The sequence below is a fragment of the Alteromonas sp. Cnat2-8 genome, assembly GCF_022348355.1.
Lineage (GTDB): Bacteria > Pseudomonadota > Gammaproteobacteria > Enterobacterales > Alteromonadaceae > Alteromonas > Alteromonas macleodii.
The window spans coordinates 80480-106312 of sequence record NZ_JAKREX010000007.1 but is presented as its reverse complement, the minus strand read 5'-3'; the positions used below and the strand labels follow the sequence as shown (position 1 = coordinate 106312).

23 protein-coding genes are annotated in these 25833 nt (G+C 45.0%); 21 read left to right on the top strand and 2 right to left on the bottom strand.

What is annotated here, in order from left to right:
• Positions 1-23: 23 nt before the first annotated feature.
• On the bottom strand, positions 24-2768 hold the full coding sequence (locus MHN00_RS18240; RefSeq protein WP_014947886.1) for a TonB-dependent receptor: 2745 nt from the start codon (positions 2766-2768) through the stop codon (positions 24-26).
• Between the two features lie 305 nt (positions 2769-3073).
• Positions 3074-4558, bottom strand: coding sequence for a glycerol kinase GlpK (glpK, locus tag MHN00_RS18235; RefSeq protein ID WP_061439046.1), 1485 nt, complete (start codon positions 4556-4558; stop codon positions 3074-3076).
• A 160-nt stretch (positions 4559-4718) separates the two neighbouring features.
• Between glpK and MHN00_RS18230 the strand changes: the two genes are divergently transcribed.
• From MHN00_RS18230 to MHN00_RS18130, 21 genes are all read left to right on the top strand, one after another.
• Positions 4719-5477, top strand: coding sequence for a DeoR/GlpR family transcriptional regulator (locus MHN00_RS18230; protein WP_014947888.1), 759 nt, complete (start codon positions 4719-4721; stop codon positions 5475-5477).
• Between the two features lie 304 nt (positions 5478-5781).
• A complete protein-coding gene (glpD, locus tag MHN00_RS18225) occupies positions 5782-7329 on the top strand; it encodes a glycerol-3-phosphate dehydrogenase (RefSeq protein WP_239302013.1) in 1548 nt (515 codons plus the stop codon).
• A gap of 107 nt (positions 7330-7436) precedes the next feature.
• Entirely contained in the window at positions 7437-8021 is a 585-nt protein-coding gene (locus tag MHN00_RS18220; RefSeq protein ID WP_168462950.1) for a phosphoglycerate mutase family protein, read from the top strand.
• A gap of 135 nt (positions 8022-8156) precedes the next feature.
• Positions 8157-8660: a hypothetical protein gene (locus tag MHN00_RS18215; RefSeq protein WP_239240361.1), complete on the top strand. Its 504-nt coding sequence runs from the start codon at positions 8157-8159 to the stop codon at positions 8658-8660.
• Positions 8661-8826: 166 nt separating this feature from the next.
• The gene (locus tag MHN00_RS18210; protein ID WP_156085765.1) at positions 8827-9741 is read left to right on the top strand and encodes an agglutinin biogenesis protein MshI; all 915 of its coding nucleotides are present in this window, start codon (positions 8827-8829) and stop codon (positions 9739-9741) included.
• Positions 9738-10364, top strand: coding sequence for a PilN domain-containing protein (locus tag MHN00_RS18205; RefSeq protein ID WP_061439056.1), 627 nt, complete (start codon positions 9738-9740; stop codon positions 10362-10364). The genes MHN00_RS18210 and MHN00_RS18205 overlap by 4 nt, the downstream gene beginning before the upstream one ends.
• Entirely contained in the window at positions 10339-10986 is a 648-nt protein-coding gene (locus MHN00_RS18200) for a type II secretion system protein M (RefSeq protein WP_061439059.1), read from the top strand. The genes MHN00_RS18205 and MHN00_RS18200 overlap by 26 nt, the downstream gene beginning before the upstream one ends.
• Positions 10987-10995: 9 nt before the next feature.
• A complete protein-coding gene (locus MHN00_RS18195; protein ID WP_014947895.1) occupies positions 10996-11316 on the top strand; it encodes an agglutinin biogenesis protein MshK in 321 nt (106 codons plus the stop codon).
• Positions 11300-13048 (top strand): pilus (MSHA type) biogenesis protein MshL, encoded by a 1749-nt coding sequence (mshL, locus tag MHN00_RS18190; protein ID WP_061439061.1) that lies wholly within the window; start codon positions 11300-11302, stop codon positions 13046-13048. The genes MHN00_RS18195 and mshL overlap by 17 nt, the downstream gene beginning before the upstream one ends.
• Positions 13049-13050: 2 nt before the next feature.
• Positions 13051-13953 (top strand): AAA family ATPase, encoded by a 903-nt coding sequence (locus MHN00_RS18185; protein WP_061439063.1) that lies wholly within the window; start codon positions 13051-13053, stop codon positions 13951-13953.
• Positions 13950-15176, top strand: coding sequence for a tetratricopeptide repeat protein (locus MHN00_RS18180; protein ID WP_239302012.1), 1227 nt, complete (start codon positions 13950-13952; stop codon positions 15174-15176). The genes MHN00_RS18185 and MHN00_RS18180 overlap by 4 nt, the downstream gene beginning before the upstream one ends.
• The gene (locus MHN00_RS18175; protein WP_039236887.1) at positions 15176-16888 is read left to right on the top strand and encodes a GspE/PulE family protein; all 1713 of its coding nucleotides are present in this window, start codon (positions 15176-15178) and stop codon (positions 16886-16888) included. Before MHN00_RS18180 ends, MHN00_RS18175 begins: the two co-directional genes overlap by 1 nt.
• Entirely contained in the window at positions 16888-18123 is a 1236-nt protein-coding gene (locus MHN00_RS18170) for a type II secretion system F family protein (RefSeq protein ID WP_171336930.1), read from the top strand. Before MHN00_RS18175 ends, MHN00_RS18170 begins: the two co-directional genes overlap by 1 nt.
• Positions 18124-18150: 27 nt before the next feature.
• A complete protein-coding gene (locus tag MHN00_RS18165) occupies positions 18151-18645 on the top strand; it encodes a hypothetical protein (protein WP_171336929.1) in 495 nt (164 codons plus the stop codon).
• Positions 18646-18690: 45 nt separating this feature from the next.
• A complete protein-coding gene (locus MHN00_RS18160) occupies positions 18691-19278 on the top strand; it encodes a prepilin-type N-terminal cleavage/methylation domain-containing protein (protein WP_014978004.1) in 588 nt (195 codons plus the stop codon).
• A 22-nt stretch (positions 19279-19300) separates the two neighbouring features.
• Positions 19301-19804, top strand: a complete 504-nt coding sequence (locus MHN00_RS18155; RefSeq protein ID WP_075177603.1) for a type II secretion system protein — start codon at positions 19301-19303, stop codon at positions 19802-19804.
• A gap of 1 nt (position 19805) precedes the next feature.
• Complete coding sequence (locus MHN00_RS18150) at positions 19806-20267, top strand: type II secretion system protein (protein ID WP_171336928.1); 462 nt, start codon at positions 19806-19808, stop codon at positions 20265-20267.
• Positions 20257-20865 carry a type II secretion system protein gene (locus MHN00_RS18145; protein WP_171336927.1) on the top strand — a complete coding sequence of 203 codons (609 nt, stop codon included), beginning with the start codon at positions 20257-20259 and terminating at the stop codon, positions 20863-20865. The genes MHN00_RS18150 and MHN00_RS18145 overlap by 11 nt, the downstream gene beginning before the upstream one ends.
• Positions 20865-21620 (top strand): type II secretion system protein, encoded by a 756-nt coding sequence (locus tag MHN00_RS18140; RefSeq protein ID WP_171336926.1) that lies wholly within the window; start codon positions 20865-20867, stop codon positions 21618-21620. Before MHN00_RS18145 ends, MHN00_RS18140 begins: the two co-directional genes overlap by 1 nt.
• Positions 21610-22071 carry an agglutinin biogenesis protein MshP gene (locus tag MHN00_RS18135; protein ID WP_171336925.1) on the top strand — a complete coding sequence of 154 codons (462 nt, stop codon included), beginning with the start codon at positions 21610-21612 and terminating at the stop codon, positions 22069-22071. The genes MHN00_RS18140 and MHN00_RS18135 overlap by 11 nt, the downstream gene beginning before the upstream one ends.
• A complete protein-coding gene (locus tag MHN00_RS18130) occupies positions 22071-25763 on the top strand; it encodes an H-type lectin domain-containing protein (protein ID WP_171336924.1) in 3693 nt (1230 codons plus the stop codon). The genes MHN00_RS18135 and MHN00_RS18130 overlap by 1 nt, the downstream gene beginning before the upstream one ends.
• Positions 25764-25833: the final 70 nt, after the last annotated feature.

Here is a 25833-nt window from a genome sequence, read left to right as displayed (position 1 = left end):
CCCCCTTGATAGACTAGTTGTTATTAGAAGCTAGCACGAACACCAACAGCGTAACGAGCACCGTCAGCAACTTGTTGAACGAAATGTTCTGATAAGCGACCGCGACGCGTTAGCTCTTCGTCAGTAATATTAATTCCTTCGAAGAATACCGTAAGAGACTCAGTTACATCGTAACTTACACTCATATCAACTTGGGTGTAAGTCTCAGTGAAACGAGGCTCAGTACCACCAAGAGTACTTACCGCTTCTTGCATAAAGGTTTCACGATTGTTCAGTGCAACACGCGCTTGGAACGCATCTTTTTCGTAGAACAATGTAATGTTTTGTGAGTTACCTAAACCTGGTAGGCTAAATTCTGCATCTGAGTTAACGATAGTAGCATTAGCTTGGATACCGAAGCCGCTTTCAAGCGTGTGCAACCAAGCAAGCTCTAAACCTTCAACTTCAAGCGTATCGCCGTTACGAGGGCGCAGAACGCTAAATACATACTCGCCACTTTCTAAGAAAAGAGACTCATCAGCAACATCACCTGCAATGAAGTCTTCCACTTCTTTGTTAAAGGCTGCTGCTGAGAAGTAGCTAGTATCATCGTAGTACCATTCTAAAGATACATCCCAGCTGGTCGCTTTATATGGCTTAAGTTCAGTGTTACCCGCTTGTGCTTGCAAGTTACCCGGACGGCTCACAGTAACATTAAATACAGGCACTAAGTCATCCATCATTGGACGCGTTAGCGTTTCAGAAAACGCATAACGTAGGTATAAATCGTCTGTTAACTGTAGCTTAACGTTTAAGTTAGGAAGCAGCGAAGAGTAGCTGTTTTTCTCGTTAACCGGCGCACCTACTTCTGTTTCATAAACTACATTAAGGTCTGACGGATCGTTAGGGATTGGCTGAAGATCTCTTACAATCTGACTTGTCCCGTCTACTGAAGTGTCAGTTTCGCTGTAGCGGAAGCCAAAATTCACATCAAGTGGCATCTCTGAGATTTCAGTAGTGAAGTAGAATTGTGCGTACGCACTTAATACTTCTTCGCTCACTACGAATGAGTCATTGCTTGGCTGTGGGTTGCCAATATTTGTTGCATCAATCGCTGCGCGAACATCATCGAATGATTCACCTGTAGCGTCTGCAATTTGCTGTACTGCTGCATCAGACGTTGCGTAGTCAAAGAACGCTTCAGGGTCGTAAGTTAGCCACTGATTAGGCACACCACCGAAGTAGTTTTGTGCAGTAAATACACTTAGAAGCTCGTCAGGAAGATCGAATGTGTAGCCACAATAAATGTCACAACCAGAAGCGAACAAGCGAGTGTTAGATTTTTCACGATCTTGGAAATAGATACCGAAATCTGCTTTATAGAACGCATTGTCTGAATCAGGTACCCAAGAGAAGTCTGCACGGTATTCACTGATGGTATCTTCCGTGTCAAAACCGTTACGCTCATTGTAGTGCATACGACCTAGTGAAGGTGTTTGCAAAGCGGCATCACCACCGGCAACAGTCAATGATGGGGTAGCACCTGTGAAATCTACACTGTATTCATTGTTATAACCCACAACAGTGAAGAAGTTGTCACCGCCACTGCTGTCTTCGGCAGTTGAAGTTGAGATATCAATGTTTGCAGTCAAGTTGTCGTTTACTAACCACTCAAAGTTTGCACCGAATGCTTGGATTTCAACATCTCGGCCGTAGCGGCGGCGAATAAAGTCAGTCGCACCACCAACACCGTCTACAACGGTGCTTGTTACACCTGATAGACTACCGTTGTCAGTAAAAGACATGTTGTCGAGGTTGCTATCAGAGAACCAATGGCCAACACTGTGTGCGTCTGAGTCAACTTCAAATTTAGAGTAAAGACCATCTAAAGTAAGCGTCATGTCATCGTTAGGAGCATACTGAACAACAAGGTTACCAGATGTTCTTTCACGATCGACTAAATCAACGATTTGGTCAAAGTTCTGCGGAATGTACACACCGTTGAACTGAGCATTGTCAGCGTAATCAGGGTTATCTAGCTCAGAACGATTGGTTAGGCTTACTTCAGGACGCCAGTAACGCGTTTCTAGCATGTTTGTTTGTAGCTTACGCTGTTGGAATGATGCAGCAGCTAACACACCTAGTTTACCATCCATAAAGGTATTGGTAATTAAGCCCGACATTTGTGGCGTTGTTTCTTCAGAAATGTCTTCGTACATGCCTTTTACACTTGCAACGGCCTTGAAGCCGTCAAATGCGAATGGGCGAGCAGTTGTGATTTCTACGGTTGAACCGATACCACCTTCTTGCATAGAAGCGAGAGGGCTCTTGTAAACTTTTGCACCGCTGATTAGTTCAGCTGGAAGCGTATCGAAACTAAAAGCACGACCTTGGTTTTCTGTAGCAATCTGGCGGCCGTTAACAAGTACGGTGTTAAAATCTGGGCCGAAACCACGCACAGTAATAAATTGACCTTCACCACCTGAACGATCAATGGCAACACCAGTAATTCTTTGTAGTGATTCAGCTACGTTTTGGTCTGGAAATTTACCTAGGTCTTCAGCCGTAATACCGTCGTAAACAACATCAGATGCTTTCTTATCTAGCATTGATGCTTTCAGAGAGCTGGTAAAACCTTTAACTTCGATAACTTCCACTTCTTTATCAGTAGCAGTAGTTGCTTCCTGTGCCAGTGAAATAGGGGCGTGTAGGGCAGAGGCGATAGCAACACCTAAAAGTGAGCGTTTCGCGATAGGGCCTAACTGTGATGTGTTAATTTTATGTGTCACTGTGTTTTCTCCGTGAGTAGGCTACGTTTTAACGTACTTTGCACTTAAATTACGTTTTTAGTATGTGCGGATCAAGATTATTAACAATATTTTTACACATTTAACGTTATATTTTCGTGATTATTATTTGTAACTTTATGAAAAATATAGCGTTTCTGATTTAAGGTAAAAGGTGAAACGTTTACCTTGGATCCAATACTAGCACAAAATGACAATGTAATTACAATGTTATAAAAAATTTTTTTGTATAAAAAAAGTGCGGCCTATAGCCGCACTTTATTAACAATCAGAAAAATAAAGGAAAATTAGCTGCAGCGGATACGGTCGACGGCGGCTTTCCAACCATCATAGGCTTGATCACGTTCTTGCTTGGTCAATCTTGGAGTGAAAACGCTATCACTCTTCCAACAATGGGTTAAATCGTCGATTGAATTGAAGACACCAGATTGTAATCCTGCTAAGAAGGCAGCACCAAGAGCGGTGGTTTCCGTGATCTCAGGGCGCTCTACTTCAGCGCCCAATATGTCTGAAAGAAAGCCCATAACCCAATCATTACGCGACATACCGCCATCTACACGAATAGTTGTGGGGCGAGCACCATCGCTTTCCATTGCTTTTTGCAGGTCCTTCGTCTGGTAGCAAACAGACTGAAGTCCCGCAGCAACGATTTCGCTAATGCCTGTGTCGCGGGTTAAACCTAAAATTGCGCCACGGGCATCTGGATCCCAATAAGGTGCGCCTAAACCAGTAAATGCCGGGACAAGGAAGACGCCGTTATCTTGTCTTGCTCGCTGTGCAAGTGCCTCAGATTCGGCGGCATCGTCGATAAGCTTCAGACCATCTCTGAGCCATTGAACGGTTGCGCCGGCCATAAAAATACTGCCTTCAAGCGCATAAGTCGTTTTGCCGTTTAAACGATACCCAACGGTGGTGAGTAATCGGTTTTTCGATTGCAAAGGGGCGTCACCAGTGTTCAATATCATAAAACAGCCGGTACCGTAGGTGCTCTTGGCCATGCCTTTTTCAAAGCACGCTTGGCCTACTAATGCTGCTTGCTGGTCGCCTGCTACGCCTTGGATAGGAATAGCTCTACCTATGATGTCTTCTTTCATTACACCAAAGTCAGCCGCACAGTCCATCACCTCGGGTAGCATTGAGCGTGGGATATTGAATTTATCTAGTAACTTCTCATCCCAGCATTGGTTATTGATGTCGAACAGCATTGTACGCGAGGCATTGGTGGCATCAGTTTTGTGTGACTCACCACCCGTTAAGCGCCATATAAGGAACGTGTCTACGGTTCCAAACAGCAGCTCTCCATCCTCGGCTTGCTGTCTTGCACCTTCTACATTGTCTAATATCCAAGCTACTTTTGTGGCAGAGAAATAAGGGTCTAACAGAAGCCCTGTCGATTCAGTAATGTGTGAGACGAGCTCTTCGTCTTCACTTAAATCACGACAAAGCTGGGCTGTGCGTCTGTCTTGCCAAACGATAGCCGGGTAGACAGGCTCGCCAGTGTTTTTATTCCACACTAAGGTTGTTTCGCGCTGGTTAGTGATACCAACGGCTGCGATATCTGATGGTGTTAATGAACATTTCTTGAAAACATCTTTGAGGGTAGAGACAACGCTTTCCCAAATTTCCTCTGGATCATGCTCAACCCAGCCATCTTTCGGATATTTTTGAGAGAATTCCTGCTGTGCAATAGCGTCTATACTGCCCTTTGGAGAAAAAATGATGCTGCGAGAGCTTGTTGTGCCTTGGTCAATGGCAAGGATATGTTGTCCCATAAGGTCACTCCTGAAGATAGTTTTAATAGAGTTTGCATCATTTACACAGGATTAACAATGCTATATTTTCGAAAACGAACATTGGCGTTTCGTTTTGTTATGGGAACATTGAAGTTAAGCACGTATAATTGATGTAATTTTCTAATTCTGAGGACTCACGATGAATCAAACGCAAAGACACGAAAAAATTGTTGGGCTTATAAAGCTACATGGTTTTATGTCTATTGACGATTTGGTCAGTGCTTGCGAAGTTACGCCGCAAACAATCCGCCGAGACCTTAACCAGCTTGCTGAAAATGGTGTGGTTAGCCGCTATCATGGTGGTGCTGGCCTTAACAGAAGTTGGGAAAACACGCCATATCAGGAAAGGAAAACCCAAAACAGCGAAGTCAAAGAGAAAATTGCTGAAGCAGTGGCTGCGATGATCCCCGACGGCGCATCGTTGTTCATTAATATCGGTACGACGACGGAAATGATTGCAACTAAGTTGCTCAACCACAAAAACCTTCACGTGGTAACCAACAATATTCACGTTGCTACCATTCTTTCGGCTAAAGAGGATTTCTCCGTCATAATTGCTGCCGGTGAAGTTCGCTATCGCGATGGCGGAATCATTGGCGAGGCAACCTGCGATTTTATAAGCCAGTTCCGCATGGATTACGGCATAATCGGTATCAGTGGCATTAGTTCGGACGGTGCACTACTTGACTTTGATTTCAGAGAAGTGAAAGTGTCCCAAGCTATTTTGGAACATACTCAACACGTTATATTAGCTGCCGACTACAGTAAGTTTGAACGCCGCGCAATGGTGGAGCAGGGGCACATTTCACAGGTTGATTGCTTAGTTTGTGATAAAACGCCGCCGCCCAGCATAAGCAAGATAATCGAAGAAAATAACATCACCTTTGTCAAAGCGTGACCATCTATTTGCTATAGTTTTCCACTACTTTTAAACCTGTTCTCGGTTTTGCTCGCATTGTACTTTTTGGCAGCCTTCTTTAAACATTACGCACTGTTGCCGCAAGCGCTTTTACACACCACGTATTTTTCAATGTAAATCAGTCAAATATTGTTGCGATTGGATTTGTTCATTCCTTTTAACTACGAATTTTAACTTTCTTTAATGTTCGTAAATGTTCGTTTTGTGTTGACATGTTTTCTTTTTGCTTGTCAAATAGACAACCATATGAGGATATCCATATAAATACCACTAGAGGCAATGTATGAGTCAAAGCAATCAAACTGAACAGACAGTCGACGTTTTAGTCGTTGGCGGCGGTGTTAACGGCGTAGGCGTCGCGCTTGACGCTGCGGGACGCGGGCTTTCGGTTGCTTTGTGCGAGAAAGGTGACCTCGCAGGCGCAACGTCTTCTTCTAGCAGCAAATTAATTCATGGTGGACTTAGGTATTTAGAACATTATGAATTTCGCTTAGTGAAAGAAGCGCTGGCAGAACGTGAAGTGTTGTTGAAGAAAGCGCCTCACATCATGTGGCCGCTACGTTTTCGTTTGCCTCACCAAAAGCATTTACGCCCTGCGTGGATGATACGAATTGGTTTATTCCTCTATGACTCACTGGCTAAGCGCAATATGTTACCGCGCTCACGTAAGCTAACGACCACCAGTGAAAGCCCGCTGGTTAGCGATATTTCAACGTGTTTTGAATACTCAGATGGTTGGGTAGATGACGCACGCTTAGTGGTTCTAAATGCGCTAGCTGCCCGAGATCAGGGGGCGAAGATATATACGCGTACTGAATGCGTTAAAGCTGAAAAGTTAGATAATTTGTGGAATGTGGAGCTTAAAACGTCTCAAGGGAAAACGTTTTCAGTTGAGGCCAGATCAATTGTCAATGCGGCTGGGCCGTGGGCAGTATCGTTTCTAGATCGCTTGGTAAATATTCACAACCCCAATGCGATGCGCATGGTGAAGGGAAGCCACTTTGTCGTTCCCAAGCTATATAACTCTGATGAAGCGTACATTCTGCAAAATAAAGACGGGCGTATTGTATTTGTGATCCCTTACGAAGGTGATTTCTCACTTGTGGGCACAACAGACGAAGACTTTAAAGGTAATCCGTCTGACGCTGCAATTTCAAACGAAGAGACTGATTACTTAATTGACGTCGTAAACAACTACTTCAAGTCCAAGATAACACGCGAAGATATAGTCCATACTTACAGTGGCGTGCGCCCACTCTTAGAAGAGAAAAACGCGTCAGCACAAGAACTTACTCGGGACTATAAAGTAGAGCTTAAGGGTGAGGCTGGAAAGCCCGTATTACTTAATATCTTCGGCGGCAAGATTACAACCTATCGAAAGCTTTCAGAGCACGCGGTAGATAAACTTGTCTCATGTTTCCCGAAAGCGAAAAAAGCGTGGACCAAAGAAGTACCGCTACCAGGTGGTGCATTTGAGAGTCAAGAATCGTTAGTTGCTCAACTAACTTCCGAGTTTTCTTGGCTGGACAACGCTATCGCTGAACGCTACGCAAGACAGTATGGTTTGCTATGTTATAAGTTTCTTAAAGGTAAAGTGTCAGTCGATGCTATGGGGACTCATTTCGGGGCTGGTATGTATCAGGCAGAAGTTGATTACCTTATAGAGTGCGAGTGGGCTTGTTGTCTAGAAGACGTGATTTGGCGCAGAACAAAACATGGATTACGCTTGGACAAAGCACAACAGGAAGCGCTGTCTTCTTATATCTCAATGAAAGTTTCTGGCGCAGCTCAATCGGATGAGCCTGTGGATGCTGTATTGGCAAGCGCATAACCCGTGAAAGTTACGCATTAGAAGGAGCCATCTTTGCTTGAAAAGCAATAAGGTGGCTCAATCGCCATTGATTAGCTAGCCCAGCAGGATAAAGTAGACGACTTAAAATGAACATGGACGTGATAAACAATACTTCCGTCAAGGAAGTCGTACTTATTAGACACGGTAAGCCTCTCTCGGCGCATAATGACAAAGTAAACTCAGCTCAATATGCTCAGTGGGTGCGTAACTATGATAAATCGATACTCGATCCAACAAGTCACCCAAAGCAGAAGACCCATATCGACGACAGCTACATTGTGGTTAGCCCGTTACTAAGGGCTAAATTGTCTGCGGCTTATTACGGCGCGACTCAAATTGATGAAGAGTTGCCCCATCTTAAAGAAATGGATATTCCTTACTACAAACTTCCGTTCACCTTGCGCAGTTGGCACTGGGTCGTCTTAAGCCGTGCATTATGGTTTATAGGATTTAAAGGTCGATTTGAAAGTTTCAAAGCTGCCAAGCAAAGGGTTAATCTTGTTTCCGAGCGTATTGAAAAACTGTGTGAGAAACACGAGCGGATAGTGCTATTCGGGCATGGTATGACTAACTATTACACCCGAAAATTACTCATAAAAAATGGCTGGCAATTAAAGCAAAAAGACGGTGATTTTTGGGGAATTACGATATTGCACAAGCCGTTGCCATAATGCTGAGCCTTCGTTTTTAACCAGAAATTCTTAAGGTTTATTTATACCTACTTCATTTTTTCTTCAAAATGTCGATAAAATAGAACAATGCCTAACAAGCGCTAACGACTTGAACAAAGGCATGGGGAATCGACAATGAATAAAACCAACAAAAAGAAACCTTCCACGTCTAATGTTTTTAAAGCGGCTATTGCAGCTATTTTTGCAATTACCTTTGGCGTCACTATCAACTTTCTTCATACCGACGAGCAAGACACCACAATCACCGCATTTGCACTAAATCTAGATACGTTTAAGCGTCACGTCGTCTCGTCTCACTGGCAATGGCGAGTCCGCCAACCCACCACTATGATAATGCTGATTCACTACAACGAGTCGGGCAAAGAAACGAATCGTACTCCGGTGCGAATGAATCACAACGGATGGCCGACCGCAGAGCTTTCTAGTGAAGGGTGTGAAAAAATATGGACGTCGCTAATGGCGACACCACTGCGCGTGGACGGCTTTAAGATCCATGCAGACTACTATGCTGAACTTGAAGAGAACGAAGACAACTATTGGTGTCGCTTCAGCTTAAGTAGCGGCGCGTATTTCGACTATTTTCCTGCAAATGGAACAGTAACAAATTTAAGCGATTAAACTGGCCACATAAACGAGGGTGCACAATATAGGCCTATGCTTATATAGGTATTTGTTCTATTTAGATAATTAGTCTACTTTTGAGTTAATGCCATGTTACTTATTGGCGCCATAAGGTATTGTTGATTATAAGATAATACTCGGCATTAACGAATTAAGTAGATATATGCTTTCACGCTTATTTTCTTCGAAAAGTAAAAAAACTAGCGTCACTGTAGGCGTATCGGTCTGTGCTTCTGAGCTACACATTGTGGCTATAGAGCGCAGTGGCGACGCTGTTTCACTTAATTCTGTTTCTTCAATTCCCTATGATCAGCATCAGCCTCTCAAGCAACAGCTATCGGCGGCGTTAAGCCCGTTTGCTAAGTCGACCTGTAATGTTTCTATAGTGCTTTCACAGCATATGTACCACATGGTACAGGTTGATAAGCCAGAAATGGCAGAAGAGGATATTACAACAGCGTTACCGTGGACTCTCGGAGAGCTGGTTCCCTATGACTCCAGCAACATGGTTTTAGACTATGTCGACTACCCGGTTAAAAGTCGGAGTGGCGGCCAAAAGATAAATGTATTCGCTGCCGAAAGGTCCTCACTTGCTGCCGTCGCAGCGAGCATGGCAAAAAAGAAAGACAAGCAGCTTACACATATCCACACCAAAGAAGTGTTAGCAACTGAAATGGTGCCAAATGATGACTATGCGCGACTACTCATCATCCAAGAGCCCAACAGTGAACCGTTTTTAATGATAGTGCGCTCTCAGGCTATTTGGTTGGCACGTCGCTTACGTGGATTTGTAAGCAAAGTTAATGAGCAAACAGACCTGTCACAGCTAAGTGATACTTTGGGATTAGAAATTCAACGCTCAATGGATTTCTATGAGTCGCAACTTAAGCAGCCGCCTTTAAAAGAAATTCTGTTTAAAACTCAATTTGACTGTGTGCCAGTGATCGAACGGCTGAAGCCGTTTCAGCCCGTTGCCATGAATGTCTTTACTTCACAGCTTAATTTAGCCGATGTAGTTGAACCTGCCTGCCACTTTGCGTTAGCAAGTGCACTTGTTGCAGCGAGAGAGGTGGCATGAAAAGAACGATAAACCTCTATCAGGACTCTCTTAAACCAAAGAAAGAGCGGTTACCATTCTCGAAGGTACTTTGGCTTAATGGCGCGGCAATAGGTGTCATGTTGGTGGTGGTAATCGCGCTCAATATTACGTTGGGGGCGAAGCAGAAAAAGTTAAATGAAAAAACAAACGCGATTAGCCAACTGAATAGCGAAATTAAAACCTTAAGCGCTGCACTCGAGAAGAAACGAGACACCCAGTCGCTTCAGCAACAGCTTGAAAAGGTGAACGCCAAAATTGAAAACCGAAGACGTCTGTTAGCGTATCTTGATAGCGGAGAGTTGTCATTTGACGCAACAAAGTACGGCGAGGTGATGGACGACTTGGCTAATTTCCACAATCAGAACCTATGGCTGACGAGTATTGATATCGATACACAAACCATTCGCCTGTCAGGCCAAACCTTGGCGCCTTCATCTATACCTGTGTGGCTTAAAAAGTTGCAGCAGTCTCCGTTTTTCCAAGGTAAGTCATTTTCTTCAGTGCAGTTTGATGAAGTAGACGGCAAAGAAAACGTGAAACAATTCTTGATATCCACAGATTTTGAAGGAGACGCTGATGAATCAGTACCAGCAGCTCTCTGAGAAATTCTCCGCTCTTGAAAGCAGAGAAAAACAGCTAATTACATGGGTGAGTTTTGCTCTCATTATCTATCTATTCTTCTGGTTCGGTGTTTCGCCTGCACTTGATGACTTGTCTGCAACCGATAAAGCAGTCATCAGAAAGGAGAGCGAGCACAAAGCATTGGTCATTCAAAGAGATGCTATTCAAGAAGCGCTAACCATCGATTATACAAAGCGCACGCAGCTAGAACTCGATAAGGCCAGAAAAGACCTACTATCAATTGATGAGGCACTACTTTCACTTAATGAAGGGTTTGTCGCAGCCGATCGAATGCCCGAGCTGCTTATGACGCTTCTAAACGAAGAAGACAACGTACGTTTAGTGAATTTTAAGGTCGAGCCTACCGAAACAGTACGCTTTGGTGACGGTGAGTCTCAAAGCACACCGTTTTACCGTCATAACATGCGCTTAATTATTGAGGGAAGTTACTTTGACCTGCGTAGCTACCTAGCGCGCCTTCAAGCCGCCCCTGAAAAAGTCGTAGTAACAGATTTTGCTTACAACGTTGAAGCTTACCCAAGTGCCACGTTAGCACTGGGGTTAGCAACGGTAAGCAATAATGAAACCTTTATCTCGCTGTAAGGAGAGAGTGTGAAACGGTTAAGAATTGTGGTCACAGCTTTAGCGATAGCAACATGCTTACCTGCAGTTGCGTCTGTCGACCCGACTAGGCCTGCAATCGCCAGTGCATCAGTGTCTAGCAATGATGAAGCGGTAGCAGGAGAGCTAGCACTTCAATCTATCTTTAAACGCAGTACAGGTTATAGCGCGATCATATCGGGTAAATCTTACCGCGTGGGCGACACACTGAACGAATACACCGTATCAAAAATTAACCCCAAGAACGTGGTTATCACTGACGGACGTCAGCAGAAAATACTAAGAATGTATGCATATGAAATTAAAAAATAGCCTCATTGTTAACACATTGGTTTTGTCTGCAGCGTTAGTTGTGGCAGGTTGCCAATCTTATGGTGTTGGCGAGGAAGTAAAACCTCATATTCGCGATGAACTAGCACGTTCTCAGAATACGACATCAAGTAAACCAACACCGCCCCCTCAGCTTAATCAAGAACTGCTGGCAGAGGTTGCCCGTTATCAAGCGTTACCTGCGCCAACATCACAGAAAATGTTCGCAGTTTCTGCTAACAATGTAGACGTGCGTCCGTTTTTCGACGCGTTAATTGAAGACACACCTTACAGTGTCGCCGTTCATCCAGCCGTGTCAGGGCAAATTAGCTTAACGCTCAAAGAAGTGGCGTTAGAAGATGTGTTAACCATTATTTCGAGAATGTATCCGTTAGACGTGTTTTTAGAAGGGAAGGTAATTCAGGTTATGCCTTCTCAACTAAAGACGGAATCTATCCCGGTTAACTTTCTTATGATCAAGCGCTTCGGTGTATCTAACGTAAGCGTTATTGCCGGTGGGGTAAGTGAGCAAGACCAAAACAATGGTGGCAACAACGGTGGAATTAACGGCAATAATAACATTAGCGGGAACGCGCTAGGTGGTCAGGGTGGTTTTGGAGGCCAAGGCGGACTTGGCGGCAATAACATCCAACAGCTCAATGGCTCAAACATTCAGACTACCAGTGAAAACGACTTTTGGAGCGATTTAAAGGAGGCACTAAAAGTACTGGTCTCTCCAACAGAAGGTCGCCAAGTTGTGGTTTCACCCCAAGCAGGCTTAGTGACCGTTCGAGCATTGCCCAGCGAAATCGCAGTGGTGAAAGACTTTTTAAACCAAAGCCAAGAGAGCTTACAGCGACAGGTGGTATTAGAAGCGCGCATTATTGAAGTCACGCTAAACGATGGCTATCAGCAAGGCGTGCGCTGGGATCGCATTGCAAGCGGCTTGACGGGCAGTGTGAACTTTGGCTTCAGCGGCGGAGCTATAGCGTCAAACTTTGCTGCAAATACCGCTGCAGGTATAGATCCAGCCATTAATGCAGTTAACGGCATAGGGAACTCAATATCTACAGATATTGGCGGCGTTTCTACATTGAGAATTTCCCGAGGTGACTTTGACGGCGTTATCAATATGCTGCAAACCCAAGGTGATGTTCAGATGTTGAGTAACCCCAGAGTGACCGTCACTAACAACCAGAAAGCAGTGATTAAAGTCGGTCAGGACGAATACTTTGTCACCGATGTGTCGACCAGTGAAGATCAAAGCGCGACACAAACCGAAAACGAAAATGACATCGAACTTACCCCGTTTTTTTCAGGTATTGCCTTAGATGTTACCCCTCAAATTGACAGAAGCGGCTCGGTTATATTGCACGTTCACCCATCAGTAACGGAAACGGCAGAGCAGACTAAAGTCATTCAGGTGGGCGATCAGCAAATCTTGCTGCCACTGGCACAAAGTAATATCCGAGAGTCAGATACGGTAATTCGTGCCCGCGATGGAGAAATTGTCGTGATTGGCGGTTTGATGGAAACCGTTACCAGTGAGCAAGAATCAAAAACGCCTTTGTTGGGCGACATTCCATTCATTGGTAACGCGTTTAAAAACAAAGCCAAAACGCAAAGTAAGCGCGAGCTGGTGATCTTGATACGCCCATCAGTTGTGCAACCGGACACGTGGGAAAAACAACGTCTTCGCACTCAGTCATTACTTGATCAGTGGTATAGAAACTAATTATGTATCAGGGCTTTTTTCACTTCACAGATATGCCGTTTTCGCTTACCCCGAATACGGATTTCTTTTGTGCGCTTGCGCCACACAATGAAGCGTTAAAAGTCATTTTATCAGCATTAAGTATGTCTGAAGGCTTTATAAAAGTAACCGGTGAAGTCGGTACAGGTAAGACATTGTTATGCCGTAAATTAATTAATCATCTGTCTGATAAATTTGTAGCCTGCTATTTACCCAATCCATACCTTTCGCCTGATGAATTACGCCAAGCATTTGCGAAAGAGTTAGGTATTGTTACGGAAGGAAATAGTGATAATCAAGGCTTGCATAATGCAATAGAGACAAAGCTATTAGCCCTTAAAAAAGAGGGGCGACAAGCGGTATTAATCATTGACGAAGCGCAGTCGCTGAGTTGGGATGCTCTTGAGATGCTGCGTCTTTTTAGCAATTTGGAAACGGAAAAAAGTAAGCTGCTTCAAATTGTCTTGTTTGGACAGCCTGAACTTGATGACAACCTGGCAAACCCTAAAGTAAGACAAATCCGCCAGCGAATAAGTTTTTCTTACACTTTACGCACAATGACGTCAGCCGAAGTCGATTACTACATTGGTCACCGGTTGACGACAGCAGGTGGTAACGAGCAGTTGATATCTAGAGGACTGCGCGCATTTATAGCGTTGGTTACCAAGGGTACGCCTCGCTTGGTTAACATAGTTTGTCATAAGATTCTTTTGCGCGCATATGGTCAGGGCAAGGCGTCGGCGACCTGGTCACATACACTAAGCGCCGTTTTCGATACACATGACTGTAAACGCAGACTTGTCCCAAGGCAGAGTCTTGTTATTTTGTCGCTTGCTGTGGTGGCAGTTGCAAGTGTACTACATGTATACGGCGCAGGTGGCATATGAGTATTTTGAATGACACCTTAAAGTCACTGGATGAACGCAATAAAAGTGAAGACTTTGGTTTGCCGCCAACCGTTGAAGTCAGTCAACGTCCAGTTTGGCCAAAAGCGCTCATGATCATCGCCGTTTTGGTGTTTGTAGTATGGTTAGTAATTACACTTTTATCTGGTACTTCCCATCGCGAAAAAAATGAAGATGAATTAAGCACAACGGCCGTTTCAAGTGCCCCGAGCGTTAACAACCCGCCTGCTGAAAGTACAATATCAGAGCGCGTTGCCGATAGCACAGCAGATATAAATGCGCCGTCACAAGGAATGCAATCGACCCCGTTATCTGAAAGTGATATGGCGCTACAAAACCGTGCGTCAGATGTGGCTGAGTTGGTTTTCAATACCGTTGATGAGTCATTAGAAGATGATGAAGCTCAATACAGAAAAAGGGTTACAACTACGGTATCAGCAACCAGCACAGCTGATGATGTGAATGCGTCAAGCGTCAATAACAGCGCAAACGCCAGTAGCCCTCAATCAGAACTGTCTGCGGTTAGCAAAACACAACCCTCAAGCTCGAAGGCCGTAGAGCCTAAACCCACAAATATCATAACCAGAGAGCCTGTAGTTGAGGTAGCACCTAAGTCACCTGAACGACAAAGTGCAATGCATTTAGAAGCAGGACTTAAAGCGTATAACTTTGGCATTTTTAATGAGGCTCAAAAAAGCTTCACGCTAGCACTGGCAACCTTTCCGCAAAATGACGAGGCGCGCAAGCAGCTAGCTGCACTTTATTTTGGACAAAACAATAATTTACAGGCACTGCAGGTACTTTCAGAGGGCATTGTGATCTCGCCTAGCGAATTAATTTGGCGAGAGCTAATGGCCAAAATTCTGGTGCAGGAAAGCCGCTTCGAAGAAGTATTGAATTTGATGCCTGATAGCTTGGATGCTAAAGCGTTAGCCGAAGGCCGTGCCGACTATCTAATTTTAAAGGGCACCTCTGCTCAAACCATCAATAAGTCAGAGCAAGCGATATCAGCATTCAGCGCTATGACATCGCTACAGCCTAATAATGCGAAATGGTGGTTGGCACTAGGGGTGAATTATGACGCATTGGCAGATGAGCGCCTGGCGATATCATCTTATTCCAGGGCACTCGCCATTGGCGGGCTTTCCTCTGCATCTGCACAATATGCAAACTCGCGTCTAACTGATTTACAGGAGCAGCCTTAATGCGACCTCGATTAAAGATGCGCCTTGGCGACTTACTCGTTCACGAAAACATTATCTCCAGTGAGCAGCTTGACAATGCGCTTGCGGCGCAGCGAACGTCAGGGCGCAAACTGGGGGATACACTTATCGATTTGGGCTTTATCGGCGAACCTCAGCTTCTCCGCTTCTTGGCACAGCAGCTAAATATTCCTTTCTTGGATATAACACAGCGCCGTATAGATCCAGAGCAAGCTCAGCTAATCCCAGAGACTTACGCACGTCGCTACCGTGCCTTGGTGTTAGAGGCGGACGACGATGAAGTGCTGCTGGGCATGAGCGACCCAACGGACTTGGGAGGCTTAGACCAGCTGGGCCCGTTAGTCGCTCCTCGAACCATTGAGCTGGCTATTGTACAAGAGAACCAAATGCTAGAGGCATTTGATTCTGTTTACCGCCGTACCCAGGACATTGCGTCGTTTGCTGAAAAACTAGGTGAAGAGTATGCAGACGAGGCTGATTTTGAGTTGTCAGCCCTTGATGACACCACCTCGGATGCCACGGTCGTTAAGCTACTTCACTCCATATTTGAAGATGCCGTTCAAGTTAGGGCATCAGATATTCACATCGAGCCCGATGAAAAAATCCTGCGTATTCGTCAACGTGTCGACGGCGTTTTGCAAGAAAACACGCTCAACCAAGTGAAAATAGCGTCGGCGCTGGTACTACGACTCAAACTCATGTCTGGCTTGGATATATCTGAAAAGCGTATTCCACAAGACGGACGATTTAATATTAAAGTGAAAGGACACACCTTAGATGTGCGTGTGTCGACCATGCCGGTAGCCAATGGAGAAGCGGTTGTTATGCGTTTGTTAGACCAGTCTGCTGGCCTACTAACGCTAGACCAAACCGGTATGCCCGATGCTATGGCAGAGAAATTTAGAGCTGCCATTAATCGTCCCCACGGTATGATCCTGGTAACGGGGCCTACGGGTTCCGGTAAAACTACGACTCTGTATGGGGCACTTAGCGAACTCAATAAGCCTGACCTTAAAATCATAACGGCTGAAGACCCCATTGAATACCGTCTACCGCGAATCAACCAAGTTCAGGTTAATGCCAAAATTGGGCTGGACTTTGCCGCCATTCTTCGCACTACGTTACGTCAAGACCCTGACATTATAATGGTGGGGGAAATGCGTGACCAAGAAACCGTAGAGATTGGTCTTCGAGGTGCATTAACCGGCCATTTGGTATTAAGTACGCTTCACACCAACGACTCAGTAACCAGCGCTATTCGCCTTATCGATATGGGCGCGGCGCCGTATTTGGTTGCTACTTCATTACGAGGAGTGCTTGCACAGCGTCTGGTTCGTAGGGTGTGTGAAAACTGTAAAGAAGAAAAGCCTGCAACCGCCCAAGAACAAGCGTGGGTTGGCTTCTTGAAACCTGAATTAGCCACTGCCACCTTCTATAAAGGGCGCGGGTGCAACAGTTGTAATCACACAGGATACAAAGGCCGGATAGGTGTTTTTGAATTTCTGGAAATGAACGAGGACATGATGGAGGCCTTGCGTGAAGACGACACGCAGGGCTTCGTAGATGCGACTAAGGCGAATAAAGACTTTGTTCCTTTATCTCACATGGCACTGGACTACGCAGCTCAGGGCAAAACTTCTTTAGATGAAGTGTTCAAAGTCGCTGAATTTGTTCCTGAAGTGGTGAATCACTAATGCCACAGTTCAAGTACGCAGGTAAGTCAACGCAAGGCGGGCCTCAAAAAGGGGTTATTGAAGCCGCGTCATCGCAAGCCGCAGCACAAGCCTTGCTGTCACAAAACATTGTGCCTCTTACCATTGTTGAATCAAAAAAACGCAGTGCAGAAAATGAAGGAGACGGCTTCGATATCACGCGTTTATTTCAACAAAAGGTGGGACTGGATGAAATGATCATATTCTCCCGCCAAATGTACTCATTGCTAAAGGCCGGTATTCCCATTATTCGCGCCATTAAAGGCCTAAGCGAAAATGCATCGCATAAACGCTTTCAAGAGATTTTGAAAGATATTGCAGACCAGTTAGAGCAGGGACGAAGTCTGTCTTCTTCCATGGCTAAATATGAAAAAGTGTTTACGAGACTTACCATATCCGTGGTGGTGGTAGGTGAAAATACCGGTAAATTAGACGACGTATTCCTACAGCTTGCCCTCTATTTCGAACGCGAGCAAGAAACCCGCAAGCGCATCAAATCGGCGCTGCGCTATCCCACTTTTGTGTTAATTGCGCTAGCAATTGCCATGTTTATTTTGAATCTATTTGTTGTGCCAGTGTTCACCCAAATGTTTGAGCGCTTTGACACTGAACTTCCAATTATGACCCGCGTGTTAATTGGAACTTCCAATTTCTTTGTGAACTATTGGTGGCTGCTAATTATTGTGATTGTGGGAGGGATTTTCGCTGTTAAACAATACGTTAGTTCGACTAATGGACGACTCAAATGGGACAAATTTAAACTAAAGTTGCCTATCGTGGGCAGCATTATTGAGCGATCATTACTTTCAAGATATAGCCGAAGTTTTTCAATGATCTTACGTGCAGGCGTGCCGTTAACCGCAGGGCTTTCACTTACTGCCGACGCCGTTGACAACGCGCACATGCAAAAGCGCATCAAAGAAATGCGGCAAGGGATCGAAAAAGGCGAAAGTTTGCTTAGAGTTTCGAAAAATAGCGAACTGTTTTCTACACTTGTACTACAGATGATTGCAGTAGGTGAGGAGACGGGGCGACTAGAACCATTGTTAGAAGAAAGTGCTGACTATTACGAACGTGAAGTCGACTTCGACTTGAAAAGTTTAACGGCCAAAATCGAACCTATTTTGATTGGTTTTGTTGCGGTAATGGTATTGATCCTGGCGCTTGGCATATTTACGCCAATGTGGAACATGATGTCGGCGGTGAAAGGCGGCTGATAAAGCGCTTTATAACTGGGGAAAAGCGTGGCAAGCACCAAAACGGGGTTACTTAATTTTGTTGTTATAGGCGTATTGCTTGCTGTTATTGGGACAACATACGTGTTTTACGCGACACCAATTATTGATGAAGCGGAAAAGGTTAACAAAGAGAACGCGGTTGCACAGTTTCAGCGAGTGGTGATGTTAGCCAGGGCACAATGGATAAAGACTAAGCAAGATACTGTGCTTATTTACGAAACTGAGTTTGACGCTGGTGGCAAAGTTAAACAGCGCAAAGATGTGGCGGCAGAGCTATACATTAATGAAAAAGGCTGGCCCGAAGGGCTTGAAAAAGAACAGGGGAATGCGTGCGAATACATGCTGACACTTGCAACCTTAAGAGAAGGTGAAGCGCTGTCAACAGTGACTGTAAGCGACCAGTATGCAAACGGTCACTTACAATGTGCATTCTTTTGGGGAAGAGAGATTTGGTTTGAATATAACGCTGGTAGCGGCGTTGTCAGGCAAAGAAACAGTTGATTAAACGGCGGCACAATTCGCCTTTATCGTCATCAAGGAGATGTTATGAACACCAAACAACAAGGCTTTACGCTAATCGAGCTGATAATTGTTGTAATCATTCTAGGGTTGCTTGCGGCCACAGCATTACCACGCTTTATTGATGTTACTGATGAAGCTCGTGAAGCAAGTGTTGAAGGTGTTGCCGGCGGTTTTGCAGCCGCGGTAGGTCTTGTAAGAGCGCAGTGGGAAGTTGAAGGCCGTCCGAGCGGAAACAATGGAAATGGGAACGGCACTGTAATCACTTACGATCAAACGCAAGTAGGGGTAGACGGCACCATTGGTTACCCAACGGGAAGCTCTACAGGCAACACACTTATTTCTACCGTTAACGACACTGAATGCAAAAACGTATTTGACCTAATTCTTCAGTCAGCACCAACAAACACAACGTCGACGAACGACACCGTTGTTGCTGATTTCAGATATGCCGTTCGTGAGGACGACTCAGGTGCAAATACACTTTGTGTTTACTACTTAGTTGAATCTATGGGTTTACCTAATAGTTCAGCACCGGCAGACGGAACGCCAGACGGCACAACGTACGACGGTTTCACTTACAACCCAGCCACTGGCCAGGTTACTGTTTTTTAATTAATACCTAGGAAGTTTAATTATGCAAAAAGTATCAACACAACAGGGTTTTACCCTAATCGAGTTAATCATTGTTATTGTACTGCTGGGTATTCTAGCGGTAACCGCAGCACCTAAGTTTTTGAACCTTCAAGATGATGCGCGTGATTCTGTATTACAGGGAATTGCCGGAGCTTTGGAATCTGCTTCGTCAGTGGTCTATGGCAAAGCATTGATCAATGGCCAAGCCAATGCCGAAACAGGTACGGTAGACATTGGTAATAACATCACTGTGGAAACAGTGTACGGTTATCCAGATGCAACACTTGATAATTTGAATGATCTATTAGACTCAGATATTGGCAACGATTATCTAACTAATCCTGTACCGAATTCGGATCCAGCTCAAATCCTAATTTATTATAAAGGTTACACTGGCTACACTACAGCTCCTACTGACGCAGACTCAAATTGTGCTATCACCTACACAGCTCCTTCTGCTATTGGTGAGAGACCCTCTATTAACGTTGAAACTTGCGTTCAGTAATGTGAAGAAAACCGGTTTTACATTAGTAGAACTTATCATAACCATATTGGTTATTGGGGTGCTGGCGGTAACCGCCGCACCTCGCTTTCTTGGTAACGATACGGAAGAAGCTATCGCCCTTCGCGATCGCACGCTTCAAGTCGTTCGTAACATGCAGTTTCGTGCTATGCAAAATGTGCAAGACACTAGCTGTGTGAAAATAACCGCCACAATCATTGCCCCTCCCGCTGGCCACGATTGTACAAACGCCCTTTCTACCGCTTTTGATGCCGATCAGGTAGTCGATGCATCAAGCACCGACTTTACTTTTCAAACTGCCGATGAAAATGGCGATAGCTTTTCTCAAATTCAGTTTGACGGGTTTGGCAGGCCGCGAAATATAGCGTGTTCAACGAATTGTAGAATTCAAATAAGTACCTTTGCCATGTGTTTACAAAGCGAAGGGGCAGTTTATGCGTGCTAGGGTTGTGTTGCCTGTACATAGAAAATGCGAGAACGGCTTTACCCTGCTAGAGCTGGTGATTGGCATTGTTGTATTTACGATTAGCCTAACCGTAGTACTGTCGCTTATTGTCCCGCAAGCTGAACAAACCGCAGAGCCATTTCGTCAGGTGAAAGCGGCGAAATTAGGGCAGTCTTTAATGAATGACATTCTTAGTCGCTCTTATGATGAAAATAGTGACAGAAGCCCGCCATTTGTCACCTGCGTCGATAAACCTGATCCGTCTGATGCCAATGATAACTTGTGTTCCGACCTTCTAGGTCCCGACGCTGGTGAAACCTCTGAAGAAGCTTATGACGATGTAGATGATTATAATGGTTATGCTATTAGCAATGTTGGCGGCAATTATAATGGCTTTGCATACAAAGTAGATGTTACGTATGACTCTTCAATAGATGTGACTTCTGATCCTCAAGCAGTTGTATATTGCCCAGACCCAGAAGAGGCAATTAATGCCTGCGTGGTTCCCGAAAATAAACAATACAAGCGTATCGATATCGCGGTCACAGCTCCAGACGGCCAAGTTTACAACTTCAGTGCTTATCGAGGGAGCTATTAATGTCCCTACCAAAAGCAAGACGCCAACGCGGTTTTACACTTATAGAGCTTATCTTAGTGATCACTATTTTAGGCGTGATTAGCGTATCCGTGGCACAGGTTATTTCTTTAAGCGCACAAATCTATATAACTGGCGCAGAGCGTACCCGACTTGTTTCAGATGCGCGCTTTATTATTTTGCGATTGGAAAAAGAACTTCGAAATATTGTGCCTAACTCGGTCTCTTTTGACGCTAGTTTAGGGTGCTTAACCTACTATCCAATCGTTATGAGCGGTACATATACCGCAGACCCTTTTGATGATGAGCTACATTCTGTCGTTTTTAAAATGAAAGCCCCCGCATCTGGAGATAAATTAGTTATCTACCCAACGAGTCCGCAAAGTGCGATTGATAACAGCGTAGACTATAATGGATATACCGCCGCGACCGATAACGAAGGAAATGTTTTAGATCACCAATACATAATTGAGTTAGGAGCCGTAAACACTCAATCCTCCCCAGGGAAGCGTTTTTTTGTGTTTAACGAAAATCCAGTGTCAGTGTGTAAGGAAACAAGGCCGCAAGGTGAGGCCTTGGTGCGAAGAGATGGAACGATTACAGGTATTATCGCAACGAATGTAAGTAGTTGGAGTGCAGACGTAATAACGGTAAGTTTGCGCCAAAATGCTTTGGTCAAATTAGACTTAACGCTCATCGGTAATGATGACGAGGCGTTGGCTTTCTCGCACGAGGTACATTTCCCCAATGTTCCCTAATAGACAATATACTTTATCGCCTTCTCGCACTCTATCAAAACAACGTGGCTCTACCACCATTGTGGCTATCATTATTAGCATTGTACTTCTAGGACTTGGCATTGCGTTGTCTAATCAGATTTCGTCAAACATACGTCAGCAATCCATTGAGTATTATGGCGCTCGCGCCTATTTAGCAGCGCAGAGCGGTGTTGAGATGTTGGTATCTAGACTTGTCGAACTTGAGGACCCGCTGTGTCCAGACGAATATGAGCTTATGCCGCAAAGTACGGTCTCTTTCCCTAATTGTGTTATTCGCGTTGAATGCGTTGAGACACCAGACGACGTAATTGAGCCTGATGTCACGTCCGGAAAGATAGATGTCTACGAATTTACTGCAACGGCAAGTTGTAGAAGCGGGCAAATTGATACCTCTAGAAGTGTAACTGTGGAAGTAAGGCAGGAACAATAATGAACTTAAAGTCTATTTCGCTGTTTTGTTTGTTTCTCACGTTATGTGTTGCACTGCCCGTGCAAGCCGTCCCTCAAATCGAAGGCAGGTTCATCGAGCTTCAAAACACCTACAATAAAGCAGAGTGGACGACCATTAGCTTTTCACAGGTATACGACGAGCCGCCAGCGGTGTTTATGCTCTCTACTAATCAAGGTAGCAACCCAGCGATTGTCAAAATTCGCAACGTTACCCGCACAGGTTTTGAAGCTTTGCCCCTTGAGCCTTCTGGAGAAGATGGTCCGCATATCACGATGGGAGCACATTACTTAGCGATTGCGTATGGCGTTCATGAATTCCCTGACGGTGATATTGTTGAAGTCGGTAAGATGGAGCTCGGAGGGGGGACTATTCAGGCATCGACAAGCTCTCCTTGGTATGAACCTGACGGCCCCTTGAAGGTGGGCGAAGAAAATGCGAGATATGCTCGCGTTTCACTTGAAACTGATTTTGGTGAACAGCCTGTTTTCTTTCACTCTATTCAAACGTTAAACAACCAAGTTGACGTTAATGGAAAGAAGCCACCCAACGAACATTTGTTGCCGTTTCTAACTATTGCAGCAAAGTATGAAGCACCGTCTTATTTTATGGCGTTGGAAGCGTCTGAAACAGATTATGCGCCAGTTACACACAATGAAACGGTAGCTTACATGGCGACAACAGAGGGATTCAATCGTAGATTTTTCGATGACAATGGTATTGAAGTGGTTTGGGAAGCCGATTTTGCCGACGTACGCATACAGGGGTGGGACGATGGTTGCTTTCGAAATGACTTTAAAAACAACTATACGCAAACTCCTTTGGTTGCAGCCAGTAAAATAAGTAGAAACGGCGGCGATGGCGGTTGGCTTCGCAGCTGCGGCGTAAACAAAAATAGGCTTGGACTTCGTGTAGATGAGGATAGGAGCTTAGACTCTGAGCGCAACCACACTGAAGAAGACGCTAGCATTCTGGCTATGACTTCAGAGTTTGTGTTTAGTGGCGAAGTTCCTAGTTGTGATGACGCCTTTCCTGGCGCGGTTGCCGCTTTTGGTGGTTCCGCAATTTCACTCGCAGCCGGTAGCCGAATGATTGATGAAAATGCAGGTGTGTTGTCAGCACAGCAGTTTATCACCGACGCTACAAGTGGATCTGCAGACTACCCAAAATGCGGACAGAACCCTGTCGACTGTACCGTGAACAACACAGATGCGCTTACCGACTCACAAGCGAGAGCGATACCAACAATTACCATTGACGATAGCGGCCCAGAGATAGCAGAAGGGGATTTAGCAGGGGATTATTATTTTAACCGTCAACTGGTAACCATGGCGGCGGGTAACTACAACGTAATTGCACCCACGCGAATTTATGTTTCTGACCCAGGGGACAATATAGGTGGTGTGGCTACAAAGTTCACCATGGTGAACGCAAATATCACTGTCGCTGAAGGGGCTTATCTCGCTATTTATGTCGATGGAGATGTGGTCATCGATGGCTCAAACCCCAACGCATTGGTTTTAGCAAAAGGTGAAATAAGCTTTGCCAATGTGTCTGAAGGCACATTGAGAGGCCGCTTTACCGCGGGAGGAGGCGTTGGCTCACCTGCTACTCTGAGGGTAACGGCTAATGACGTGCCAAACAATATTCCTGGCATCTGCGGTCGGGAAGTCATTGAAGTACTGAATCACTATCGTTTTGAACTGGCTGATAACAAGGGTAGCAGCTGCGCCGCGAAAGAAGTTACCCTAAAAGCCTGTGCAGACGTCAACTGTGATTTACTCTACTCTCAGCCATCTACAGTCAACTTAGTGCCCGTTAATAGCGGTAACTATCGATGGTCGCCTGACGACAGCGTAACGTTTATCGGGCAGACCTCGCTAACACTCGATAGCCTTAGAGGCGCAGATCCTGAACTTGCTACTTCGGGAGAAAATCCATCTTCTCAATTGCGTTGCTTTATCGGTGGTAAAGAAGTGAATTTAGGTAGCTGTAAAATAAAGTATGAATCCGACGGGCTGGTGTTTAAGAATATCACTGATGATTCAGAAACCATCGTTACTCAGCTTTCTGGTAAGCCTTCAGACACTGGCTTTAACAGCAAGACCTATGCAATCGAAGCATGTGGGAATTCTGACACGCTAAAAAATCAAATTGTCGATGTTGAATTAAATTATAACTGTGCTAGTTCGAGCAATTGTTCTAACACCCTACTGCTTATCAATAACGGTAATGAACATCAACTGGGGCTAACCCCACGCACCTTTCCTATCCAATTTGATGCTGACTCGCGAGCTGCATTTACAATTCAATACCCAGATGCGGGAGAGTTGTCGTTGTCAGCAGACATAACTAATCGAAGCGGTATTGCAGGTTCTTCTAATACTTTTAAAGTGCGTCCATTCGGCTTTGCTATGAATATCTTAAATGATAGCGGCACGAGCTCCAATCTTAACGGTTACGCGAATAGTGCGAATGGTTCGCTGCTCAAACTGACAGGGGAAGACTTTGTCTTAGGCTTGCGAACAGTACAGTGGGTCGATGGTGAAGACAGTAACGACGATGGAATACCAGATAACTTTGCAGCACTGGAAAACAATAATACCGCGGAGCATTTTTCAGGTAGCGCGTTGTTAACACCCTTAAATATACTTCCTAGTGGCGGCGCAACGGGTACATTGAGCGTGCCCAGTGTTTTATTTAGCGACGAAGGTAAAGTTAACGTTGGTGTTAATTACGATGAGGTAGGTACAATTTCCATTGCTGCACAGAGTACTTATTTGTCAGATACCAACGTGCAAGGGCTGGTGCAAAACGTTGGGCGTTTCGCACCTTCTAATTTTGCCTTGAGCGGAAGTGTTGAAGCAGCATGTAACGTCAATGGTGCATTTAATTACTTTGAACAACCTATTAGTGAAGTAAGCTTCTCGCTAACCGCACTTAACCAAAATGGCAGCCGCACCACAAACTACTACGATGGTTTTAATAAGCTAACCAGTCTCGGTTTGCAGGTTGAGCATGACGGTAATTTGCTAAACCGTTTGGAAAATATCAACTCGATAGGCTGGCCTCAAAGCGGAGCGACAGGACAAATTACTTTCTCTGATAATGACATTGCATTTAGCCGCTTAGGTAGCGCAACGCAGGATGGGGCATATATCGATGCTGCTGTCGTACTGGTGGCAGACCAAGCACAAATTGAGGGCGCAAACTTCAATGGACTTTCTTGTTCCGGTCAGTGCGTTGACGATTTTGGTGATTCAATCAGCTTTGCCTACGGTCGTGCAACGTTGATAAATAACTACGGTGCAGCCGACGAAGCGCTTTTGTTACCGCTTCGCACTCAATATTGGGACGGAAATAATTGGCGAATTAATAAGTATGACAGTTGTACGGCTTATGATCACGACAACGTGAATGACGAATCTGGTGAATTGGTTTCTTCGGGGGAAGAGTCGTTAAGTGAAGGAGCCTATAGAAATAGTGACGGAATACGCCTGTCATCACCAAACGGTGCTGGCAATTATCCTGTTAGTTATACGCCTGATGCTTGGCTATTGTGGGATTGGGATGGAGATGGCGAAGCTGATAACCCTCCAAACGCAACGCTCACGTATGGTGTGTATCGAGGAAACGACAATATCATTTACAAGCGCGAGCAAATCAATAATTAGCAAAGAAGGTTATCCCGCTTGATTGTAATGCTGGTTGCGTAGCACACCGTAGTGGCGCCAACATAAAGAG

Coding starts and splice junctions, on each gene's coding strand:
- glpK (WP_061439046.1), bottom strand. CDS start 4,558: ATGGGACAACATATCCTTGCCATTGACCAAGGCACAACAAGCTCTCGC.
- MHN00_RS18230 (WP_014947888.1), top strand. CDS start 4,719: ATGAATCAAACGCAAAGACACGAAAAAATTGTTGGGCTTATAAAGCTA.
- glpD (WP_239302013.1), top strand. CDS start 5,782: ATGAGTCAAAGCAATCAAACTGAACAGACAGTCGACGTTTTAGTCGTT.
- MHN00_RS18220 (WP_168462950.1), top strand. CDS start 7,437: ATGAACATGGACGTGATAAACAATACTTCCGTCAAGGAAGTCGTACTT.
- MHN00_RS18215 (WP_239240361.1), top strand. CDS start 8,157: ATGAATAAAACCAACAAAAAGAAACCTTCCACGTCTAATGTTTTTAAA.
- MHN00_RS18210 (WP_156085765.1), top strand. CDS start 8,827: ATGCTTTCACGCTTATTTTCTTCGAAAAGTAAAAAAACTAGCGTCACT.
- MHN00_RS18205 (WP_061439056.1), top strand. CDS start 9,738: ATGAAAAGAACGATAAACCTCTATCAGGACTCTCTTAAACCAAAGAAA.
- MHN00_RS18200 (WP_061439059.1), top strand. CDS start 10,339: ATGAATCAGTACCAGCAGCTCTCTGAGAAATTCTCCGCTCTTGAAAGC.
- mshL (WP_061439061.1), top strand. CDS start 11,300: ATGAAATTAAAAAATAGCCTCATTGTTAACACATTGGTTTTGTCTGCA.
- MHN00_RS18185 (WP_061439063.1), top strand. CDS start 13,051: ATGTATCAGGGCTTTTTTCACTTCACAGATATGCCGTTTTCGCTTACC.
- MHN00_RS18180 (WP_239302012.1), top strand. CDS start 13,950: ATGAGTATTTTGAATGACACCTTAAAGTCACTGGATGAACGCAATAAA.
- MHN00_RS18175 (WP_039236887.1), top strand. CDS start 15,176: ATGCGACCTCGATTAAAGATGCGCCTTGGCGACTTACTCGTTCACGAA.
- MHN00_RS18170 (WP_171336930.1), top strand. CDS start 16,888: ATGCCACAGTTCAAGTACGCAGGTAAGTCAACGCAAGGCGGGCCTCAA.
- MHN00_RS18160 (WP_014978004.1), top strand. CDS start 18,691: ATGAACACCAAACAACAAGGCTTTACGCTAATCGAGCTGATAATTGTT.
- MHN00_RS18155 (WP_075177603.1), top strand. CDS start 19,301: ATGCAAAAAGTATCAACACAACAGGGTTTTACCCTAATCGAGTTAATC.
- MHN00_RS18145 (WP_171336927.1), top strand. CDS start 20,257: ATGCGTGCTAGGGTTGTGTTGCCTGTACATAGAAAATGCGAGAACGGC.
- MHN00_RS18140 (WP_171336926.1), top strand. CDS start 20,865: ATGTCCCTACCAAAAGCAAGACGCCAACGCGGTTTTACACTTATAGAG.
- MHN00_RS18135 (WP_171336925.1), top strand. CDS start 21,610: ATGTTCCCTAATAGACAATATACTTTATCGCCTTCTCGCACTCTATCA.
- MHN00_RS18130 (WP_171336924.1), top strand. CDS start 22,071: ATGAACTTAAAGTCTATTTCGCTGTTTTGTTTGTTTCTCACGTTATGT.